This window comes from Paraburkholderia dinghuensis (genome assembly GCF_003837865.1).
Lineage (GTDB): Bacteria > Pseudomonadota > Gammaproteobacteria > Burkholderiales > Burkholderiaceae > Paraburkholderia > Paraburkholderia dinghuensis.
In genome coordinates, this window is sequence record NZ_RQIS01000014.1 from 97,970 (window position 1) to 112,424 (window position 14,455).

Genomic DNA, 14,455 nt, shown 5'->3' on the forward strand with positions numbered 1-14,455 from the left:
GGAAGTGCCAGAAGGTCGGTAAAATGCGATTTTAACCGATTGACGGCACCCCGCCGCCGCTGCCGGGCTGCAAAATGCTCCCACTGCGGCGTCCCGCGCGGCCTTAAGCGGCCCGAGTTGCCCAAAACCGGCCTTATCGGCCCGCCCAACGACCGGAAAACCACGCGGAAAACCAAGTTTTGTCGCCGAATACACCGTTTTTTACGCAGTACCAGCGCCAGGCCGCCGTCTGGGCAGCGCTCGCGCTCGCCTTCGGCATCGTGCTGTGGCTGCTGGGTCCGATCCTCACGCCCTTTCTGCTCGGCGCGATCCTCGCCTATATCCTGCAGCCGGGCGTCGCGTGGCTCGTGCGGCGCCGCGTGCCGCGCGGCCTCGCCGCGCTCGTCATGATCGTGCTGTTCGCCCTCGTCGTGACGATGCTGGTCGTGCTGCTGCTCGCCGTGATCCAGAAAGAAGGGCCGCAACTCAAGCAGCAGGTGCCCGTGATGCTCACCCATCTGCACGACTGGCTGACACCCAAACTCGCCCTCCTCGGCATGGAGAACATGCTCGACTTCCAGAGCCTGCGCGACATGGCGACAAGCAAGCTCGAAGGCAGCGCACAGTCGATTGCACTCTACGCGTGGGCGTCGGTACGCACGAGCAGCAACGTGATGATTTCGGTCGTCAGCAACGTCGTGCTGGTGCCGCTCGTGCTGTTCTATCTGCTCTACGACTGGAACGCGATGGTCGCGCGCCTGCAGAACATCATCCCGCGCCGCTGGCTCGCGCGCACGACGGAACTCGCGGGCGAGATGGACCGCATGCTCGCGCAATACCTGCGCGGCCAGTTGCTCGTGATGGCGATCCTCGCCACCTGGTACGCGATCACGCTTTCGATCGCGGGCTTCGAGGTCGCGGTGCCGGTCGGCGTCTTTACGGGCCTCGCGGTGCTGATACCCTATCTCGGCTTCGCGACGGGCCTCGTGCTGGCGCTCATCGCCGCGCTCCTGCAGTTCGGTAGCTGGTATGGCTTCGGCGCGGTCGCGGTGGTGTATGGCATCGGCCAGGTCCTCGAAGGGTTCTTCCTGACGCCGCGCCTCGTCGGCGAGCGCATCGGGCTGCACCCACTCGCGGTGATCTTCGCGTTGCTCGCGTTCGGGCAACTGTTCGGGTTCTTCGGCGTGCTGCTCGCGCTGCCCGCCAGCGCGATCCTCGCGATCGCACTGCGCGAACTGCGGCGCAGTTACCTCGACAGCGCGCTCTACAAGAACTGATTTCCGGCTGAACCAACGTGCAGCGACAGCTAACGCTCGATCTCGGCACCCCGCCGCCATCGACCTTCGACAACTTCCACACCGGCGCCAACGCCGAGCTGGTCGCGCGCCTCTCGGGGCTCGACGCCGCGCTCGCGGCCGGCCCCGTCGCCGACCGCACGTTCTACATCTGGGGCGAGCCCGGTAACGGGCGCAGCCATCTGCTGCACGCGCTCGTCCACGCGGCGGCGCCGGGCCACGCGCGCTACCTCGGGCCGCAGAGCGCGCTCGCCGCGTTCGGCTTCGATCCGCGCGTGGCGATCTACGCCGTGGACGACTGCGACGCGCTCTCGGGCGCGCAGCAGATTGCGCTCTTCAACCTGTTCAACGAGGTACGGGCGCATCCGACCTGCGCGCTCGTCGCGACCGGCGATACCGCCCCGATGGGCCTCGCGGTGCGCGAGGACCTGCGCACGCGGCTCGGCTGGGGGCTCGTGTTCCATCTCGCGCCGCTCGCCGACGATGGCAAGGCCGCCGTGCTCAAACAGGCGGCGCGCGAGCGCGGCATCGCCCTCGCCGACGACGTGCCCGCCTATCTGCTCACGCACTTCCGGCGCGACATGCCGAGCCTCATGGCGCTGCTCGACGCGCTCGACCGCTTTTCGCTCGAACAGAAGCGCGCGGTAACGCTGCCGCTGTTGCGCACGATGCTCGCGGCGGGCTTGCCCGCGGACGTTGGCGGGGACGAGGCGGCAACGGGTGCCGGGGTTGCCAGCGATACGGTATCGACGATCGACATCGACGGCGAGCTCGACCTGCCCCTCGTCGACCCGGTATTTGACGAATCCGCGGGACGCGACGGCCCGGTCGCGACGCAAGACGCCGGTGCAACCAGACAGCACGCGCAGCCCGCCGGTTCCGGGTTCCGGGCGAGCGTTGCAGCGCCAGGCGAGCGGGCACGCGCTGCACAGCCCGCGCCGTTCGTGACACCCACCGACAACGTCGACGGCGAACTCGGCGCCCGCTTCAGCGAAGTCGTAGACCGTGAACTAGGCGGCGCGCTGACTGGCGAAGTCGAAGCTGACGTGAGCGGCGAACTGAATGGCGAACTGGGGGACGAAGCCGGCGACAACGCAGATGCCGCCGCACCTGACGCAGCCGCCGGGCCCTTTGCACCGCCCGAAGCACCCGCAGCCCCGGACCGCACCACGGGCGAACCCCCAGCCGGCAGCCCGCAAGGCCAGACCACCCCGAGCGCCCCAAACGCCGACGCCGGCAACGGCTTTACCCGCTTCAAGTAGAATGAGCGCCCATGGCTAATCTCGCACTCTTCGATCTCGATCACACGCTGATCCCAACCGACAGCGACCACGAATGGGGACGTTTCATGGTGAAGCTCGGCATCGTCGATGCCGAAGGCTTCGCGAAGCAGAACGACCGCTTCTACGCCGACTACAAGGCCGGCGTGCTGGACATCCACGCGTATCTCGTCTCCATGCTCACGCCGCTTGCGAAGTATTCGCGCGAGCAGCTGAAGGCATGGCATGACCAGTACATGCACGAAGTCATCAAACCGGCGATCGTGCCGGCCGCCATGGAACTGGTGCGCAGGCACAAGGACGCGGGCGACCTCTGCTGCATGGTGACGGCGACCAACGAGTTCATCACGGGCCCGATCGCCGAAGTGTTCGGCGTCGACAAGCTGATCGCCTGCGAAGCCGAAACGGTGGACGGCCATCCCGATTCGCCCTATACCGGCCGCCCGACCGGCACGCCAAGCTATCGCGAAGGCAAGATCGTGCGCACCGAAGCATGGCTCGCATCGCTGGGCAAGAAGTTGTCGGACTTCGAGCACAGCTACTTCTACAGCGATTCGCACAACGACATCCCGCTGCTGGAAAAGGTCACCGACCCGATCGCGACCAACCCCGACGCCACGCTACGCACACACGCGCAATCGGCGGGCTGGCGCATCCTCGATTTGTTCCAGGCATCGTGATCAAGAAACTCATCCGCAAGCTGTTCGGTCAGGACAGCACTCCCGAAGCGGCCGCAGAAGCCGCATCCGCCGATGCGTCATCCGCGCCGGCACACGACGACACCTCGCACCGCACGCGCCGCAAGCCGGCCACCACGTCCGCCACGTCCGGCGAAAAAACGCTGAAGGGGCCGAGGTCCCGCGCCGCCGCTAAAGGGTCTGCAAACGGTTCCGCGAAAAACGCCGAGCCGGTCATCCTTTCGCGCGACATCCACGGCATCGACCCCGCACTGATCTCGAAGAACGCAGTCCGCGTGACCGATGGCCTCCAGCAAGCGGGCTTCCGGGCGTTCATCGTGGGCGGCGCGGTGCGCGACCTGCTGCTCGGTGTGGCGCCCAAGGACTTCGACGTCGCCACCGACGCCACGCCCGACCAGGTGCAGAAGCTCTTCCGCCGCGCGCGGATCATCGGCCGGCGCTTCCAGATCGTGCATGTGCAGTTCGGGCAGGAAATCATCGAAGTTTCGACGTTCCGCGCGCTCGTCGATCCGCCTGCACCGTCGGCCGAAGCCGCGCCCGCCAAGCGTCTGCGCCGCGAGGAACTCGACCGCCGCACGCACGCGGTGGACTCGAGCGGCCGCGTGCTACGCGACAACGTGTGGGGCGAGCAGCACGAAGACGCCACGCGCCGCGACTTTACGATCAACGCGATGTACTACGATCCGTCGACGCAGACGGTGCTCGACTATCACAACGGCATGGCCGACATGCGTGCGCACCTGCTCCGCATGATCGGCGACCCGGCGACGCGCTATCGCGAAGATCCGGTGCGCATGATGCGCGTGGTGCGTTTCGCGGCGAAGCTCGGCTTCGAGATCGAGGACCACACGCGCAAGCCGATCAAGGAACTCGCCGACCTCATCAACAACGTCCCGGCCGCGCGTCTCTTCGACGAGATGCTCAAGCTGCTGCTGTCGGGCTACGCGCTCGACTGCGTGAAATGGCTGCGCCAGGAAGGCCTGCATCACGGCCTCTTGCCGCTGCTCGACGTGATCCTCGAGCAGCCGCAGGGCGAGCGCTTCATCTCGCTCGCGCTCTCGAGCACCGACGCGCGCGTGCGCGCTGGCAAGCCGGTCTCGCCGGGCTTCCTGTTCGCGACGCTGCTCTGGCACGACGTCCAGCAGCGCTGGCAGCAATTCGCAGCGGCAGGCGAATATCCGGTGCCCGCGCTCAATCACGCGATGGACGACGTGCTCGACGCGCAGACGGAGAAGCTCGCGATCCATCGCCGCTACTCGTCGGACATGCGCGAGATCTGGAGCCTGCAGCAGCGCCTCGAAAAACGCGGCCGCAGCGCGCTCAAGCTGCTGGAACACCCGCGTTTCAGAGCAGCGTATGATTTCCTCCTGTTGCGTTGCGAATCGGGCGAACTCGATGCAACGGTCGGCGAATGGTGGACAGACTTCATCGACGGCGACATAGCCGCGCGTGAAACGCTTCTCGCCCAGGGCGGCAAGGAACGTCCGGCGCGCAAGCGCCGCCGCCGCGGGGGCGCGAAAAACCGCAAATCAGCCGACGGTGCCGTGGGCGCCGAGGGTGCTGACGGCGGCGCAACCGGTGCGGACACGGACGCATCGGAGCGCGCAAGCCACGACGGTCCGTACGAGGATTGACGCGTCAGTTGCCGTGGACGAAGCAGTCCGTGGGCAACCGGCGAACCGGAAACGACAGTCGCAGGAAGTGAAGCCATGACAGTTGCCTGGCTGGGAATCGGCGCGAATCTGGGGGATGCGCGCCAGACCCTCAAAGACGCGGTGGTGTGCCTCGCACAGCAGCACAGTCTCACCGTGCTCGCCAAGTCGAGTGTCTACCGCACCGCGCCCATCGACGCGGACGGCGACGACTATTTCAACTGCGTCGTGAAGCTCGACACCCGTCTCGACGTGCGGGATCTGCTCGCGCTCTGCCAGCGCGTCGAGCATCACTTCGGCCGGGAGCGTCCCTTTCGCAACGCGCCGCGCACGCTCGACATCGACATCCTGCTGTTCGGCGACGCCATGATCGACACGCCCGACCTGATCGTGCCGCATCCACGCATGACGATGCGCGCTTTTGTGCTCGTGCCGGCGGTCGAAATCGAGCCCGGTCTCGTGATTCCCGGTTACGGTCCCGCGAACGCGCTCTTGCCCGCCGTCGCGGACCAGCGCATCGAGAAAGTGAAGCCGCCGTGCCAATGCTTTGGCGCCGCACCCGCCATCGACGGTGCGCCGGACACCCCGACGCCGGACGGTCCGTGCCCATGAACGCGCCGCCGCTTGCCACTGCCACGCGCATAACGCGTCCGCCGTTGCGCCACATCGCGATCGAAGGGCCGATCGGCGCGGGCAAGACGACGCTCGCCACGCGCCTCGCCGACCGCTGGGCGATGCGCACGCTCTTCGAATCGAACGCGTCCAATCCATTTCTCGCACGCTACTACCGCGACACGTCGCGTCACGGCCTCGCCGCGCAGCTCCATTTCGCACTCCAGCGCGAGCACCTGTCGCACGAAGTCGCGGCACTGCGCGCGGCGGGCACACCGCTCGTGACGAACTTCCTCGCCGAGCGCAATGACCTGTTCGCGCGCCTGACGCTAACCGACGAAGAACTGCCGCTGTACGAGGCGCTCGCCGCGCGGCTCGCCACGCGTGCGCCGGCGCCGGACCTCGTCGTCTACCTGCAGGCGAGCCCCGAGGCGCTCTACGCACGCATCCAGAAGCGCGCGAATCCCGCCGAGTTGCCGATCACCGACGCATTCTTACGCGCCCTCTGCGACAGCTATAACGAATTTTTCTATCATTACGACCATGCGCCGGTGCTGACCGTCGGCGCCGAACACCTGAACCCGCTCGACTCCGACGCGGACCTTGCGCTAATCGCCGACCGGATCGGAGCGATGCGCGGCCGCAAGGAGTCCTTCGTCATGGGCACGTCGCTCGCATCATCGTAAGCGGCGGCGCCCTTTCACTTTTAGTTGCTTTACAACGGACTGCCCCCCATGACTTACCTGCAGGAAACGAGCCGCAGCGCCGTCACCGTGCCCAAACTCCAGGCCATGCGCGACGCCGGCGAACGGATCGCGATGCTGACCTGTTACGACGCGAGCTTCTCGTCGCTGTGTGACCGCGCGGGCGTCGACGTGCTGCTGATCGGCGATTCGCTCGGCAATGTGCTCCAGGGCCACACGACGACGCTGCCCGTCTCGCTTGACGACGTCGCCTACCACACCGCATGCGTGGCGCGCGCGCAACCGTCGGCGCTGATCATGGCCGATCTGCCGTTCGGCACGTTCGGCACGCCCGAAGAGGCGTTTGCGAGTTCGGTGAAGCTGATGCGCGCGGGCGCGCAGATGGTGAAGATCGAGGGCGGCGAATGGCTCGCGCCCACGGTGAAGATGCTGATCGAGCGCGCGGTGCCCGTGTGCGCGCATATCGGCCTCACGCCCCAGTCGGTGCATGCGTTCGGCGGCTTCAAGGTGCAGGGCAAGACCGAGAGCGGTGCGGCGCAGATGCTGCGCGACGCGCAGTCGCTGCAGGACGCTGGCGCGCAGATGGTGTTGATCGAGGCGGTGCCGTCGTCGCTCGGCGCGATGGTCACCAAGCAACTGCGCGTCCCGACGATCGGGATCGGCGCCGGAGTGGACTGCTCGGGGCAGGTGCTCGTGCTGCACGACATGCTCGGCATTTTTCCCGGCAAGCGTCCGCGCTTCGTGAAGGATTTCATGCAGGGGCAGCCGAATATCGAGTCGGCCGTCGCTGCTTATGTGAAGGCTGTCAAGGATGGTTCGTTCCCTGGGCCTGAGCACGCGTTTCAGTAATCGTCCCCCCCGGACTGCCGACAAAGCCCAGGCCTCAAACCTGGGCTTTTGTTCATGTATTTCATGGATGAGCCAAAACATGGACCGCCCCTTGTTTGACTTGCTGGACAGACTCGATGCCGCAAAAATCCACTACGCCCTTGAGCGCAACCGGCCTGAAAGTGTTCTGGTATCCGTAACAATCGTCGGTCAGCGGATCGAAATCGACGTGTTTCGCGATGGCCACATGGAGATATCGCGTTTCGTCGGACATGAAGACGTCGAGGGCGGCTCGGAACTGATTGACGCGATCATCGACGCCGGAAAATGACCGCAGGCAGGAGTCGTCACGCAATGGAATGCCGTGCGCACCGCGAACCATCAAACCAGCCGCGCAGCCACCGCCCCACGCAGCGCGTTGGAAACCATGAGCGCCTGCGCGTTCTGCACATCCTCGCGCGTGAGCACGCGTTCTTGCGCATTCAGCGCCACGTCTTCGAGCAGCACGGCTCGCATCACACCCGGCAGCACGCCCGACGACAGCGGCGGCGTCCACCACTTCCCGTCGAGCTTGACGAACACGTTCGTCCGCCCGCCTTCGGTCAACTCTCCGCGCTCGTTGAAGAACAGCATGTCGAAGGCGCCCTGCGCTTCGGCCTCGCGCCAGGCACGGTCGAAATCGGCGCGGCGGGTCGTCTTGCGCAGCAGTAGCGCGTCGGCCGAGGCCACCGGTGCAAAACCGTGATCGGACGCGAGCATCACGCCGACCGATTCACCCGCCAACGGCGCGAGTACCGCAAAGCTCAGTTGCACCGCACCGTCCTTGCCGAGCGCGACACGCACCCGATGCGGCACGCCATCGGGCAGCCCGGCGCAGGTCGTCGCAAGACGCTTGCGCAGTGCATCGACGTCGCATTCGAAGCCGAGCCACGCGGCGCCCGCCGCGAGCCGCGCGAGATGCCGTTCGATGTGACGCACACCGTCGGCACGCGTCGCGTACATCGTTTCGAATAACTCAATGCCGGGATCGGCCCCGGTCAGGAATCGTGCTTTCAAACGGGTCTCCTCGTATTCGTCGGCGGCGACGCTGTCGAGCACGATGCCCGCGCCCACGCCCATTTCGCCTCGCCGCACACTGCCCGGTGCCATGGGGGCATCGAGCGTCAGCGTTCGGATCACGACCGAGAGGCAGAAGTCGCCGCATGCGTCGCCAGTGGGCGCTTCGAGCCAGCCTATCGTCCCCGTGTACAGACCGCGCGGACCATGTTCGATCGCGTCGATCAACTCCATCGTGCGGTGCTTCGGCGCCCCTGTAATCGACCCGCAGGGAAAGAGCGCGCGCATGACATCGGCGAACGACGTCCGCGCACGCAGACGCGCCTCGACCGTCGATGTCATCTGCCACACCGACGCATACGCTTCCACGCTGAAGAGCGCGGGGACGTGTACCGAGCCCGTCTGCGCCACACGCGACAGGTCGTTGCGCAGCAGATCGACGATCATCACGTTTTCGGCGCGGTTCTTGGCATCGCTCGCGAGGAACCGTGCAGCAACGCGATCGGCCTCCGGATCTTCCGCGCGCGCGACGGTGCCTTTCATCGGCTTTGCGCACAGCGTGTCGCCATGCTTTTCGACAAACAGTTCCGGCGAGCACGAGAGCACCCAGCGGTCGCCCGGCAGCGCGATCAGCGCGCCATATGGCACGCGCTGGCGCTCACGCAGACGCCGATATAGCGCAAGCGGCGCGCCGAACGACTCGAATTGCAGCCGATAGGTGTAATTGATCTGATACGACTCGCCCGCACGCAGCGCCGCATGCACGGCCTCGATATCCGCTTCGAACTGCGTACGATCGACGCCGGGCGTGATGCCCGCAATACCGGCCGGCGCGGGCGCGTCACAGCCTTCGCGCGCGGCGAGCCAGGCATCGGCTTCCTCGCGCGACAGTCGCTCACAACGTTCGAACAATAAAAAACGCAGCCCGGCATCGCCGCACTGCGTTTCACTGGACTCCCAGGCATCGTGTCTCGCGAACTGCAGATCGCGCCCGAAGGCGTAATCGCCGAGCAGGACCGAATGCAGCCCCGCACGCAGATCGTCATCGACATCGCGGCACACCGCCTCGAGATCCTGCGGCCGGCTGCAGACACGCTCGCGCACGAATCCCGTGTAGAGGCGACTCGTGCGTCGCGCCGCAGTCGAATTGCCATCGTCGAGCAGCGCGAACACTGCGCCGCCGTCATTCGCTGCCATAGACGCTACCTGCTACAAGTCCGGCGGCACTACGACGGCCGCCGGTGTAAAACCCGCTCAGTCGAAGAAGCTCTTCACGCGATCGAACCAGCTCTTGCTCTGCGGGCTGTGGCGCGCGCCGCCTTCCACGAGCGACTTCTCGAACTGCTGGAGCAGTTCGCGCTGCTGATCGGTGAGCTTGACCGGCGTTTCGACCTGAACATGCACGTACAGATCCCCGGCGATGCTCGAACGCAGACCCTTGATGCCCTTGCCGCGCAGACGGAACGTCTTGCCCGACTGCGTACCCTCGGGCACCGTGAAGCTCGCGCGGCCCGCGAGCGTCGGCACTTCGATCTCGCCGCCGAGCGCCGCCGTCGTGAACGGAATCGGCATCTGGCAATGCAGGTCGTCGCCGTCGCGCTCGAACACCGAATGCGACTTGATGTGAATCTCGACGTAAAGGTCGCCAGCCGGCCCGCCGTTGATGCCCGGTTCGCCGTTGCCGGCCGAGCGGATGCGCATGCCGTCGTCGATGCCCGCCGGAATCTTCACTTCGAGCGTCTTCGTTTCCTTCACCTTGCCTGCGCCATGGCAGTTCGTGCAGGGATCGGGGATATACGAACCGGTGCCGTGACACTTCGGGCAAGTCTGCTGAATGCTGAAGAAACCCTGCGACATGCGCACCGAACCCGAGCCGTGACAGGTCGGGCAGCTTTCCGGCTTGGTGCCGGGCTTCGCACCCGAGCCGTGGCAGATATCACACGTGCTCCAACCCGGAACGCGAATCTGCGTCTCGTAGCCGTGCGCGGCCTGCTCGAGCGTGATCTCCATGCTGTAGCGCAGGTCCGCGCCGCGATACACCTGCGGGCCGCCGCGTGCACCGGCGCGGCCGCCGGCGGCCTGACCAAAGATGTCGCCGAAGATGTCGCCGAACGCATCCGCGAAACCGCCGAAGCCCTGTGCACCGGCGCCGCCCATGTTCGGATCGACACCCGCGTGCCCGTACTGGTCGTAGGCCGCACGCTTTTGCGAGTCCGACAGCATTTCATAGGCTTCCTTCACCTCCTTGAAATGCTCTTCCGCATCCTTGTTGTCCGGATTGCGGTCGGGGTGATACTTCATCGCCAGCTTGCGATACGCCTTCTTGATCTCGTCGTCGCCAGCGTTCTTCGCGACGCCCAGAACCTCGTAGTAATCCCGTTTCGCCATATCGGTTCAACGCCGGTCATGCGCGCGCGTGCGCGTGCCGGCTCCTCATGAATGCTGGATCTCGCGACCCGTATGCCGCCCTCGTCGAACGCCGTCGCGCCATGCTGCTGCGCGTCCGGCCCCCCTTTCGCGAGCGGGCTCCAAAAAACAAATGTGCCCGGAGAGCCGTGAAGGCTCGCCAGGCGTTAAGCAAACTGCACGCATCGTAACCGATGCGGCCGGTTCCCGCCGCCGAGTCCCGCGCCACCGCAGCCGGCGAGGCCTCCTTCGAAGCCTCGCGTGGCCGCGGCGGCCGGACTCTCCGGCGAGTACCAGGCCTTAGTCCTTCTTGACTTCCTTGAAGTCGGCGTCGACCACGTCGTCGGCCTGCTGCGCGCTTTCCTGCGCACCGCCTGCGGCACCCGCGGCACCGGCAGCGCCTGCTTGCTGGGCCTGCATATCGGCGTACATCTTCTCGCCGAGCTTCTGCGACGCCGTCGACAGCGCCTCGACCTTCGCATCGATCTCAGCCTTGTCGGCCGACGAACTCTTCAGCGCCTCTTCGAGGTCCTTCAGCGCGGCTTCGATCTTGTCCTTCTCGCTGGCGTCGATCTTGTCGCCGTACTCGGCAACAGCCTTCTTCGTGCTGTGAACGAGCGCGTCGCCCTGGTTACGCGCGTCGGCCAGTTCACGCAGACGGTGATCTTCTTCCGCGTTCGCTTCGGCGTCCTTCACCATCTTCTCGATCTCGGCGTCCGAGAGACCCGAGTTCGCCTTGATCGTGATGCGGTTTTCCTTGCCGGTCGCCTTGTCCTTCGCGCCGACATGCAGGATGCCGTTCGCGTCGATGTCGAAGCTCACCTCGATCTGCGGCACGCCACGCGGTGCGGGCGGAATGCCTTCAAGGTTGAACTCGCCGAGCAGCTTGTTGCCGGCTGCCATTTCGCGCTCGCCCTGGAACACCTTGATCGTCACGGCGCCCTGGTTGTCGTCGGCAGTCGAGTAGACCTGCGCGTGCTTCGTCGGGATCGTCGTGTTCTTGTTGATCATCTTCGTCATCACGCCGCCGAGCGTCTCGATACCGAGCGAGAGCGGGGTCACGTCGAGCAGCAGCACGTCCTTGCGGTCGCCCGAGAGCACCTGGCCCTGGATCGCGGCGCCGACTGCAACGGCTTCGTCCGGGTTCACGTCACGGCGCGGGTCCTTGCCGAAGAACTCCTTCACCTTCTCCAGGACCTTCGGCATACGCGTCTGGCCGCCGACGAGAATCACGTCGTTGATGTCGCCGACCTTCACGCCCGCGTCCTTGATCGCGACGCGGCACGGCTCCATCGTGCGCTCGATCAGGTCTTCGACCAGTGCTTCGAGCTTGGCGCGCGTGATCTTCAGGTTCAAGTGCTTCGGACCCGACGCATCGGCCGTGATGTACGGCAGGTTGATTTCGGTCTGCTGGCCCGCCGACAGTTCGATCTTGGCCTTTTCAGCGGCTTCCTTCAGGCGTTGCAGCGCGAGCACGTCCTTCGACAGATCGACGCCCTGCTCCTTCTTGAACTCGCCGATGATGTAATCGATGATGCGCTGGTCGAAGTCTTCACCGCCGAGGAACGTGTCGCCGTTCGTCGAGAGCACTTCGAACTGCATTTCGCCGTCGACGTCCGCGATTTCGATGATCGAGATGTCGAACGTGCCGCCGCCGAGGTCGAACACGGCGATCTTGCGGTCGCCCTTTTCTGCCTTGTCGAGACCGAACGCGAGCGCGGCTGCCGTCGGCTCGTTGATGATGCGCTTGACTTCCAGACCGGCGATGCGGCCTGCGTCCTTCGTCGCCTGACGCTGGCTGTCGTTGAAGTACGCGGGAACCGTAATCACAGCTTCGGTGACCGGCTCGCCGAGGTAGTCTTCAGCGGTCTTCTTCATCTTGCGCAGGACTTCAGCCGAAACCTGCGACGGCGCCAGCTTCGAGCCGTGCGCTTCAACCCACGCGTCGCCGTTATCGTGCTTGACGATCTTGTAGGGCATCAGGCCGATGTCCTTCTGCACTTCCTTCTCGTCGAAGCGGCGGCCGATCAGGCGCTTGACTGCGTAAAGCGTGTTCTTCGGGTTCGTGACCGACTGGCGCTTGGCCGGCGCACCGACCAGCACTTCGTTGTCGTCCATGTAGGCGATGATGGACGGCGTCGTGCGAGCGCCTTCCTGGTTCTCGATCACCTTGACCTGATTGCCTTCCATGATCGCCACGCACGAGTTGGTCGTGCCGAGGTCGATACCGATGATTTTGCCCATGTTTATCAAATCTCCAATGTTTGGTCGCTGTGCGGACCACCGCTCGCGCTCTGGCTAACGCCTTGTCGCGCTGGCATCCGCTTCAATCCGGAACTGCTGCCCAAATAAGTGCCACTGCGGCGTTTTCAAGACCCTGGACACTATCCGGTCATTAATTTTTTTCAATCGCCCGCTGCGCGGACATCGCATCCACCCGCGGCGGGCGCTTTCAGCGCGCTTACTTCGGCTGGGAAACGGTGACGAGCGCAGGGCGCAGCACGCGGTCGGCGATCACGTAACCCTTCTGCAGCACGTTGACGACGGTGTTCGCTTCCTGCTCGGACGGCACCATCGAAATGGCCTGATGGCGATGCGGATCGAACTTCTCGCCGACCGGGTTGATGGCGACGACGCGCCCCTTCTCCAGCGCGCCGGTGAGTTGCTTGAACGTCAGTTCGACGCCCTCGCGCACCTTCGCCAGATCGTCCGACTCATGGGCGATGGCGGCTTCGAGGCTGTCCATGACCGGCAGCAGATGCTCAGCGAAGTTCTCAATGGCGAACTTGTGGGCCTTCTGGACGTCTTCCTGCGCACGGCGGCGCACGTTTTCGGTTTCCGCCTTCGCACGGACGAACGCGTCATGCAGTTCGGCGATCTTCGCCTGGGCTTCTGCGAGCGCGGCCTCCACGCCGCCCAGCGCCGCTGCTTCAGCGGCTTCAGCCGCCTCGCCTGCCGTTGCAGGCTGTGCGCTTGCGCCGGCTTGCGACGGATCGTCCGCGGGCTGGGGGTTCTGGCTCGTCGGGTTCTCTTGCGTGTTTTCCATGTCGCTAAACGTGGTTGGATAGAAAAAAAGGAGCAAAGCGCCGGGAAACCTGCCCGGCGGTTCGCGCTGTGTTGTCCAGGCGCGACACCCGCTTTGCGCATCGACGCTTCAGATGGGTGTCAGATCGCCGATTTCAAGGGCTTTCCGCGCGTTTTTTCCAGCGTTGACAGACGGAGGAAACCGCCCGTTACAACCATTACCGCAGCGCCGCATGAATGAAATTGAGTGCGCCGCGCCGCTGACCTAAACTCAGGAATAGATGCTGCTCAGAGCGCGTATACCCTGAGACAGACATCAAACCGAATTGGCCGCAAGCTGGCCGTTTCGCAGGGCAATCTCCCGGGGGAGTACCGTGAAACTGACCTTTGCAACAGCGGTGGTCGCGTTGGTACTCATCGCCGGAACCACCACAATCTGCATGTCGGGTGCCGTCAACGAGAACACGACGGAATATGGTGGCGTTCACGCCACGATGGAAGCGTTATTCAGCCCTCACGCCCAAGTTTGTCGATAGTACGGCGGTCGCGCTTGGTCGGCCTGCCCTGCAGCGCCGACGCGGGTTCGCGAAACAGCCGTCGCCGCTCCTGCTCCGCCGCGCGCCGCGTGCGCCCAGTCTCCGTCTCGGCATAGAGCGTCTGCGCGACGCTGGCCGGTCCGCGCACGTCGCACAGGCCCAGCACCTCGACCTCCCAGACCACGTGATCGATCTCGATTTCAACGAGGTCGCCCACGCGCACGTCCCTCGACGCCTTCACCGGATCGCCGCCGATCCGCACGCGCCCCTTGCCGATCGCATCCGAGGCGAGCGAGCGCGTCTTGAAGAAACGGGCCGCCCACAGCCACTTGTCGATGCGCAGACGAGCGGACGGTTCAGTCGAGATCTTGTAATTCATACGATG

12 protein-coding genes and 1 pseudogene are annotated in these 14,455 nt (G+C 65.2%); 8 read left to right on the plus strand and 5 right to left on the minus strand.

Going from position 1 to position 14,455, the window contains the following annotated elements; translation table 11 throughout:
• Window positions 1–179: 179 nt before the first annotated feature.
• The 8 genes and pseudogenes from D1Y85_RS19115 (at window position 180) to D1Y85_RS19150 (ending at window position 7,379) form a co-directional block, all read left to right on the plus strand.
• On the plus strand, window positions 180–1,256 hold the full coding sequence (locus D1Y85_RS19115) for an AI-2E family transporter (RefSeq protein WP_124152645.1): 1,077 nt from the start codon (window positions 180–182) through the stop codon (window positions 1,254–1,256).
• A 17-nt stretch (window positions 1,257–1,273) separates the two neighbouring features.
• Window positions 1,274–1,954, plus strand: a pseudogene (hda, locus tag D1Y85_RS19120) (DnaA regulatory inactivator Hda); the annotation flags it as partial.
• Window positions 1,955–2,547: 593 nt separating this feature from the next.
• A complete protein-coding gene (locus tag D1Y85_RS19125) occupies window positions 2,548–3,234 on the plus strand; it encodes a histidinol-phosphatase (protein ID WP_124152646.1) in 687 nt (228 codons plus the stop codon).
• Entirely contained in the window at window positions 3,231–4,886 is a 1,656-nt protein-coding gene (gene pcnB, locus D1Y85_RS19130; protein WP_124152647.1) for a polynucleotide adenylyltransferase PcnB, read from the plus strand. Before D1Y85_RS19125 ends, pcnB begins: the two co-directional genes overlap by 4 nt.
• A gap of 75 nt (window positions 4,887–4,961) precedes the next feature.
• Window positions 4,962–5,516 (plus strand): 2-amino-4-hydroxy-6-hydroxymethyldihydropteridine diphosphokinase, encoded by a 555-nt coding sequence (gene folK, locus D1Y85_RS19135; RefSeq protein ID WP_124152648.1) that lies wholly within the window; start codon window positions 4,962–4,964, stop codon window positions 5,514–5,516.
• Window positions 5,513–6,202: a deoxynucleoside kinase gene (locus tag D1Y85_RS19140; protein WP_124152649.1), complete on the plus strand. Its 690-nt coding sequence runs from the start codon at window positions 5,513–5,515 to the stop codon at window positions 6,200–6,202. Before folK ends, D1Y85_RS19140 begins: the two co-directional genes overlap by 4 nt.
• A 48-nt stretch (window positions 6,203–6,250) precedes the next feature.
• Window positions 6,251–7,069 carry a 3-methyl-2-oxobutanoate hydroxymethyltransferase gene (gene panB / locus D1Y85_RS19145; protein ID WP_124152650.1) on the plus strand — a complete coding sequence of 273 codons (819 nt, stop codon included), beginning with the start codon at window positions 6,251–6,253 and terminating at the stop codon, window positions 7,067–7,069.
• Window positions 7,070–7,148: 79 nt separating this feature from the next.
• Window positions 7,149–7,379 carry a hypothetical protein gene (locus tag D1Y85_RS19150; RefSeq protein WP_124152651.1) on the plus strand — a complete coding sequence of 77 codons (231 nt, stop codon included), beginning with the start codon at window positions 7,149–7,151 and terminating at the stop codon, window positions 7,377–7,379.
• 50 nt (window positions 7,380–7,429) lie between these two features.
• Here D1Y85_RS19150 and pabB read toward each other — a convergent pair whose 3' ends face one another.
• The 5 genes from pabB to D1Y85_RS19175 all read right to left on the minus strand — a co-directional run bounded on the left by pabB (window position 7,430) and on the right by D1Y85_RS19175 (window position 14,449).
• Window positions 7,430–9,301, minus strand: coding sequence for an aminodeoxychorismate synthase component I (gene pabB / locus D1Y85_RS19155; protein WP_124152652.1), 1,872 nt, complete (start codon window positions 9,299–9,301; stop codon window positions 7,430–7,432).
• Window positions 9,302–9,358: 57 nt separating this feature from the next.
• Complete coding sequence (gene dnaJ / locus D1Y85_RS19160) at window positions 9,359–10,492, minus strand: molecular chaperone DnaJ (RefSeq protein ID WP_124152653.1); 1,134 nt, start codon at window positions 10,490–10,492, stop codon at window positions 9,359–9,361.
• Window positions 10,493–10,810: 318 nt separating this feature from the next.
• On the minus strand, window positions 10,811–12,754 hold the full coding sequence (gene dnaK, locus D1Y85_RS19165) for a molecular chaperone DnaK (RefSeq protein ID WP_124152654.1): 1,944 nt from the start codon (window positions 12,752–12,754) through the stop codon (window positions 10,811–10,813).
• Window positions 12,755–12,971: 217 nt separating this feature from the next.
• Window positions 12,972–13,556, minus strand: a complete 585-nt coding sequence (gene grpE / locus D1Y85_RS19170) for a nucleotide exchange factor GrpE (RefSeq protein WP_124152655.1) — start codon at window positions 13,554–13,556, stop codon at window positions 12,972–12,974.
• Window positions 13,557–14,041: 485 nt separating this feature from the next.
• Window positions 14,042–14,449 (minus strand): RNA-binding S4 domain-containing protein, encoded by a 408-nt coding sequence (locus D1Y85_RS19175; protein ID WP_124152656.1) that lies wholly within the window; start codon window positions 14,447–14,449, stop codon window positions 14,042–14,044.
• Between the last annotated feature and the right edge of the window lie 6 nt (window positions 14,450–14,455).

Coding starts and splice junctions, on each gene's coding strand:
- D1Y85_RS19125 (WP_124152646.1), top strand. CDS start 2,548: ATGGCTAATCTCGCACTCTTCGATCTCGATCACACGCTGATCCCAACC.
- folK (WP_124152648.1), top strand. CDS start 4,962: ATGACAGTTGCCTGGCTGGGAATCGGCGCGAATCTGGGGGATGCGCGC.
- D1Y85_RS19140 (WP_124152649.1), top strand. CDS start 5,513: ATGAACGCGCCGCCGCTTGCCACTGCCACGCGCATAACGCGTCCGCCG.
- panB (WP_124152650.1), top strand. CDS start 6,251: ATGACTTACCTGCAGGAAACGAGCCGCAGCGCCGTCACCGTGCCCAAA.
- D1Y85_RS19150 (WP_124152651.1), top strand. CDS start 7,149: ATGGACCGCCCCTTGTTTGACTTGCTGGACAGACTCGATGCCGCAAAA.
- pabB (WP_124152652.1), bottom strand. CDS start 9,301: ATGGCAGCGAATGACGGCGGCGCAGTGTTCGCGCTGCTCGACGATGGC.
- dnaJ (WP_124152653.1), bottom strand. CDS start 10,492: ATGGCGAAACGGGATTACTACGAGGTTCTGGGCGTCGCGAAGAACGCT.
- dnaK (WP_124152654.1), bottom strand. CDS start 12,754: ATGGGCAAAATCATCGGTATCGACCTCGGCACGACCAACTCGTGCGTG.
- grpE (WP_124152655.1), bottom strand. CDS start 13,556: ATGGAAAACACGCAAGAGAACCCGACGAGCCAGAACCCCCAGCCCGCG.
- D1Y85_RS19175 (WP_124152656.1), bottom strand. CDS start 14,449: ATGAATTACAAGATCTCGACTGAACCGTCCGCTCGTCTGCGCATCGAC.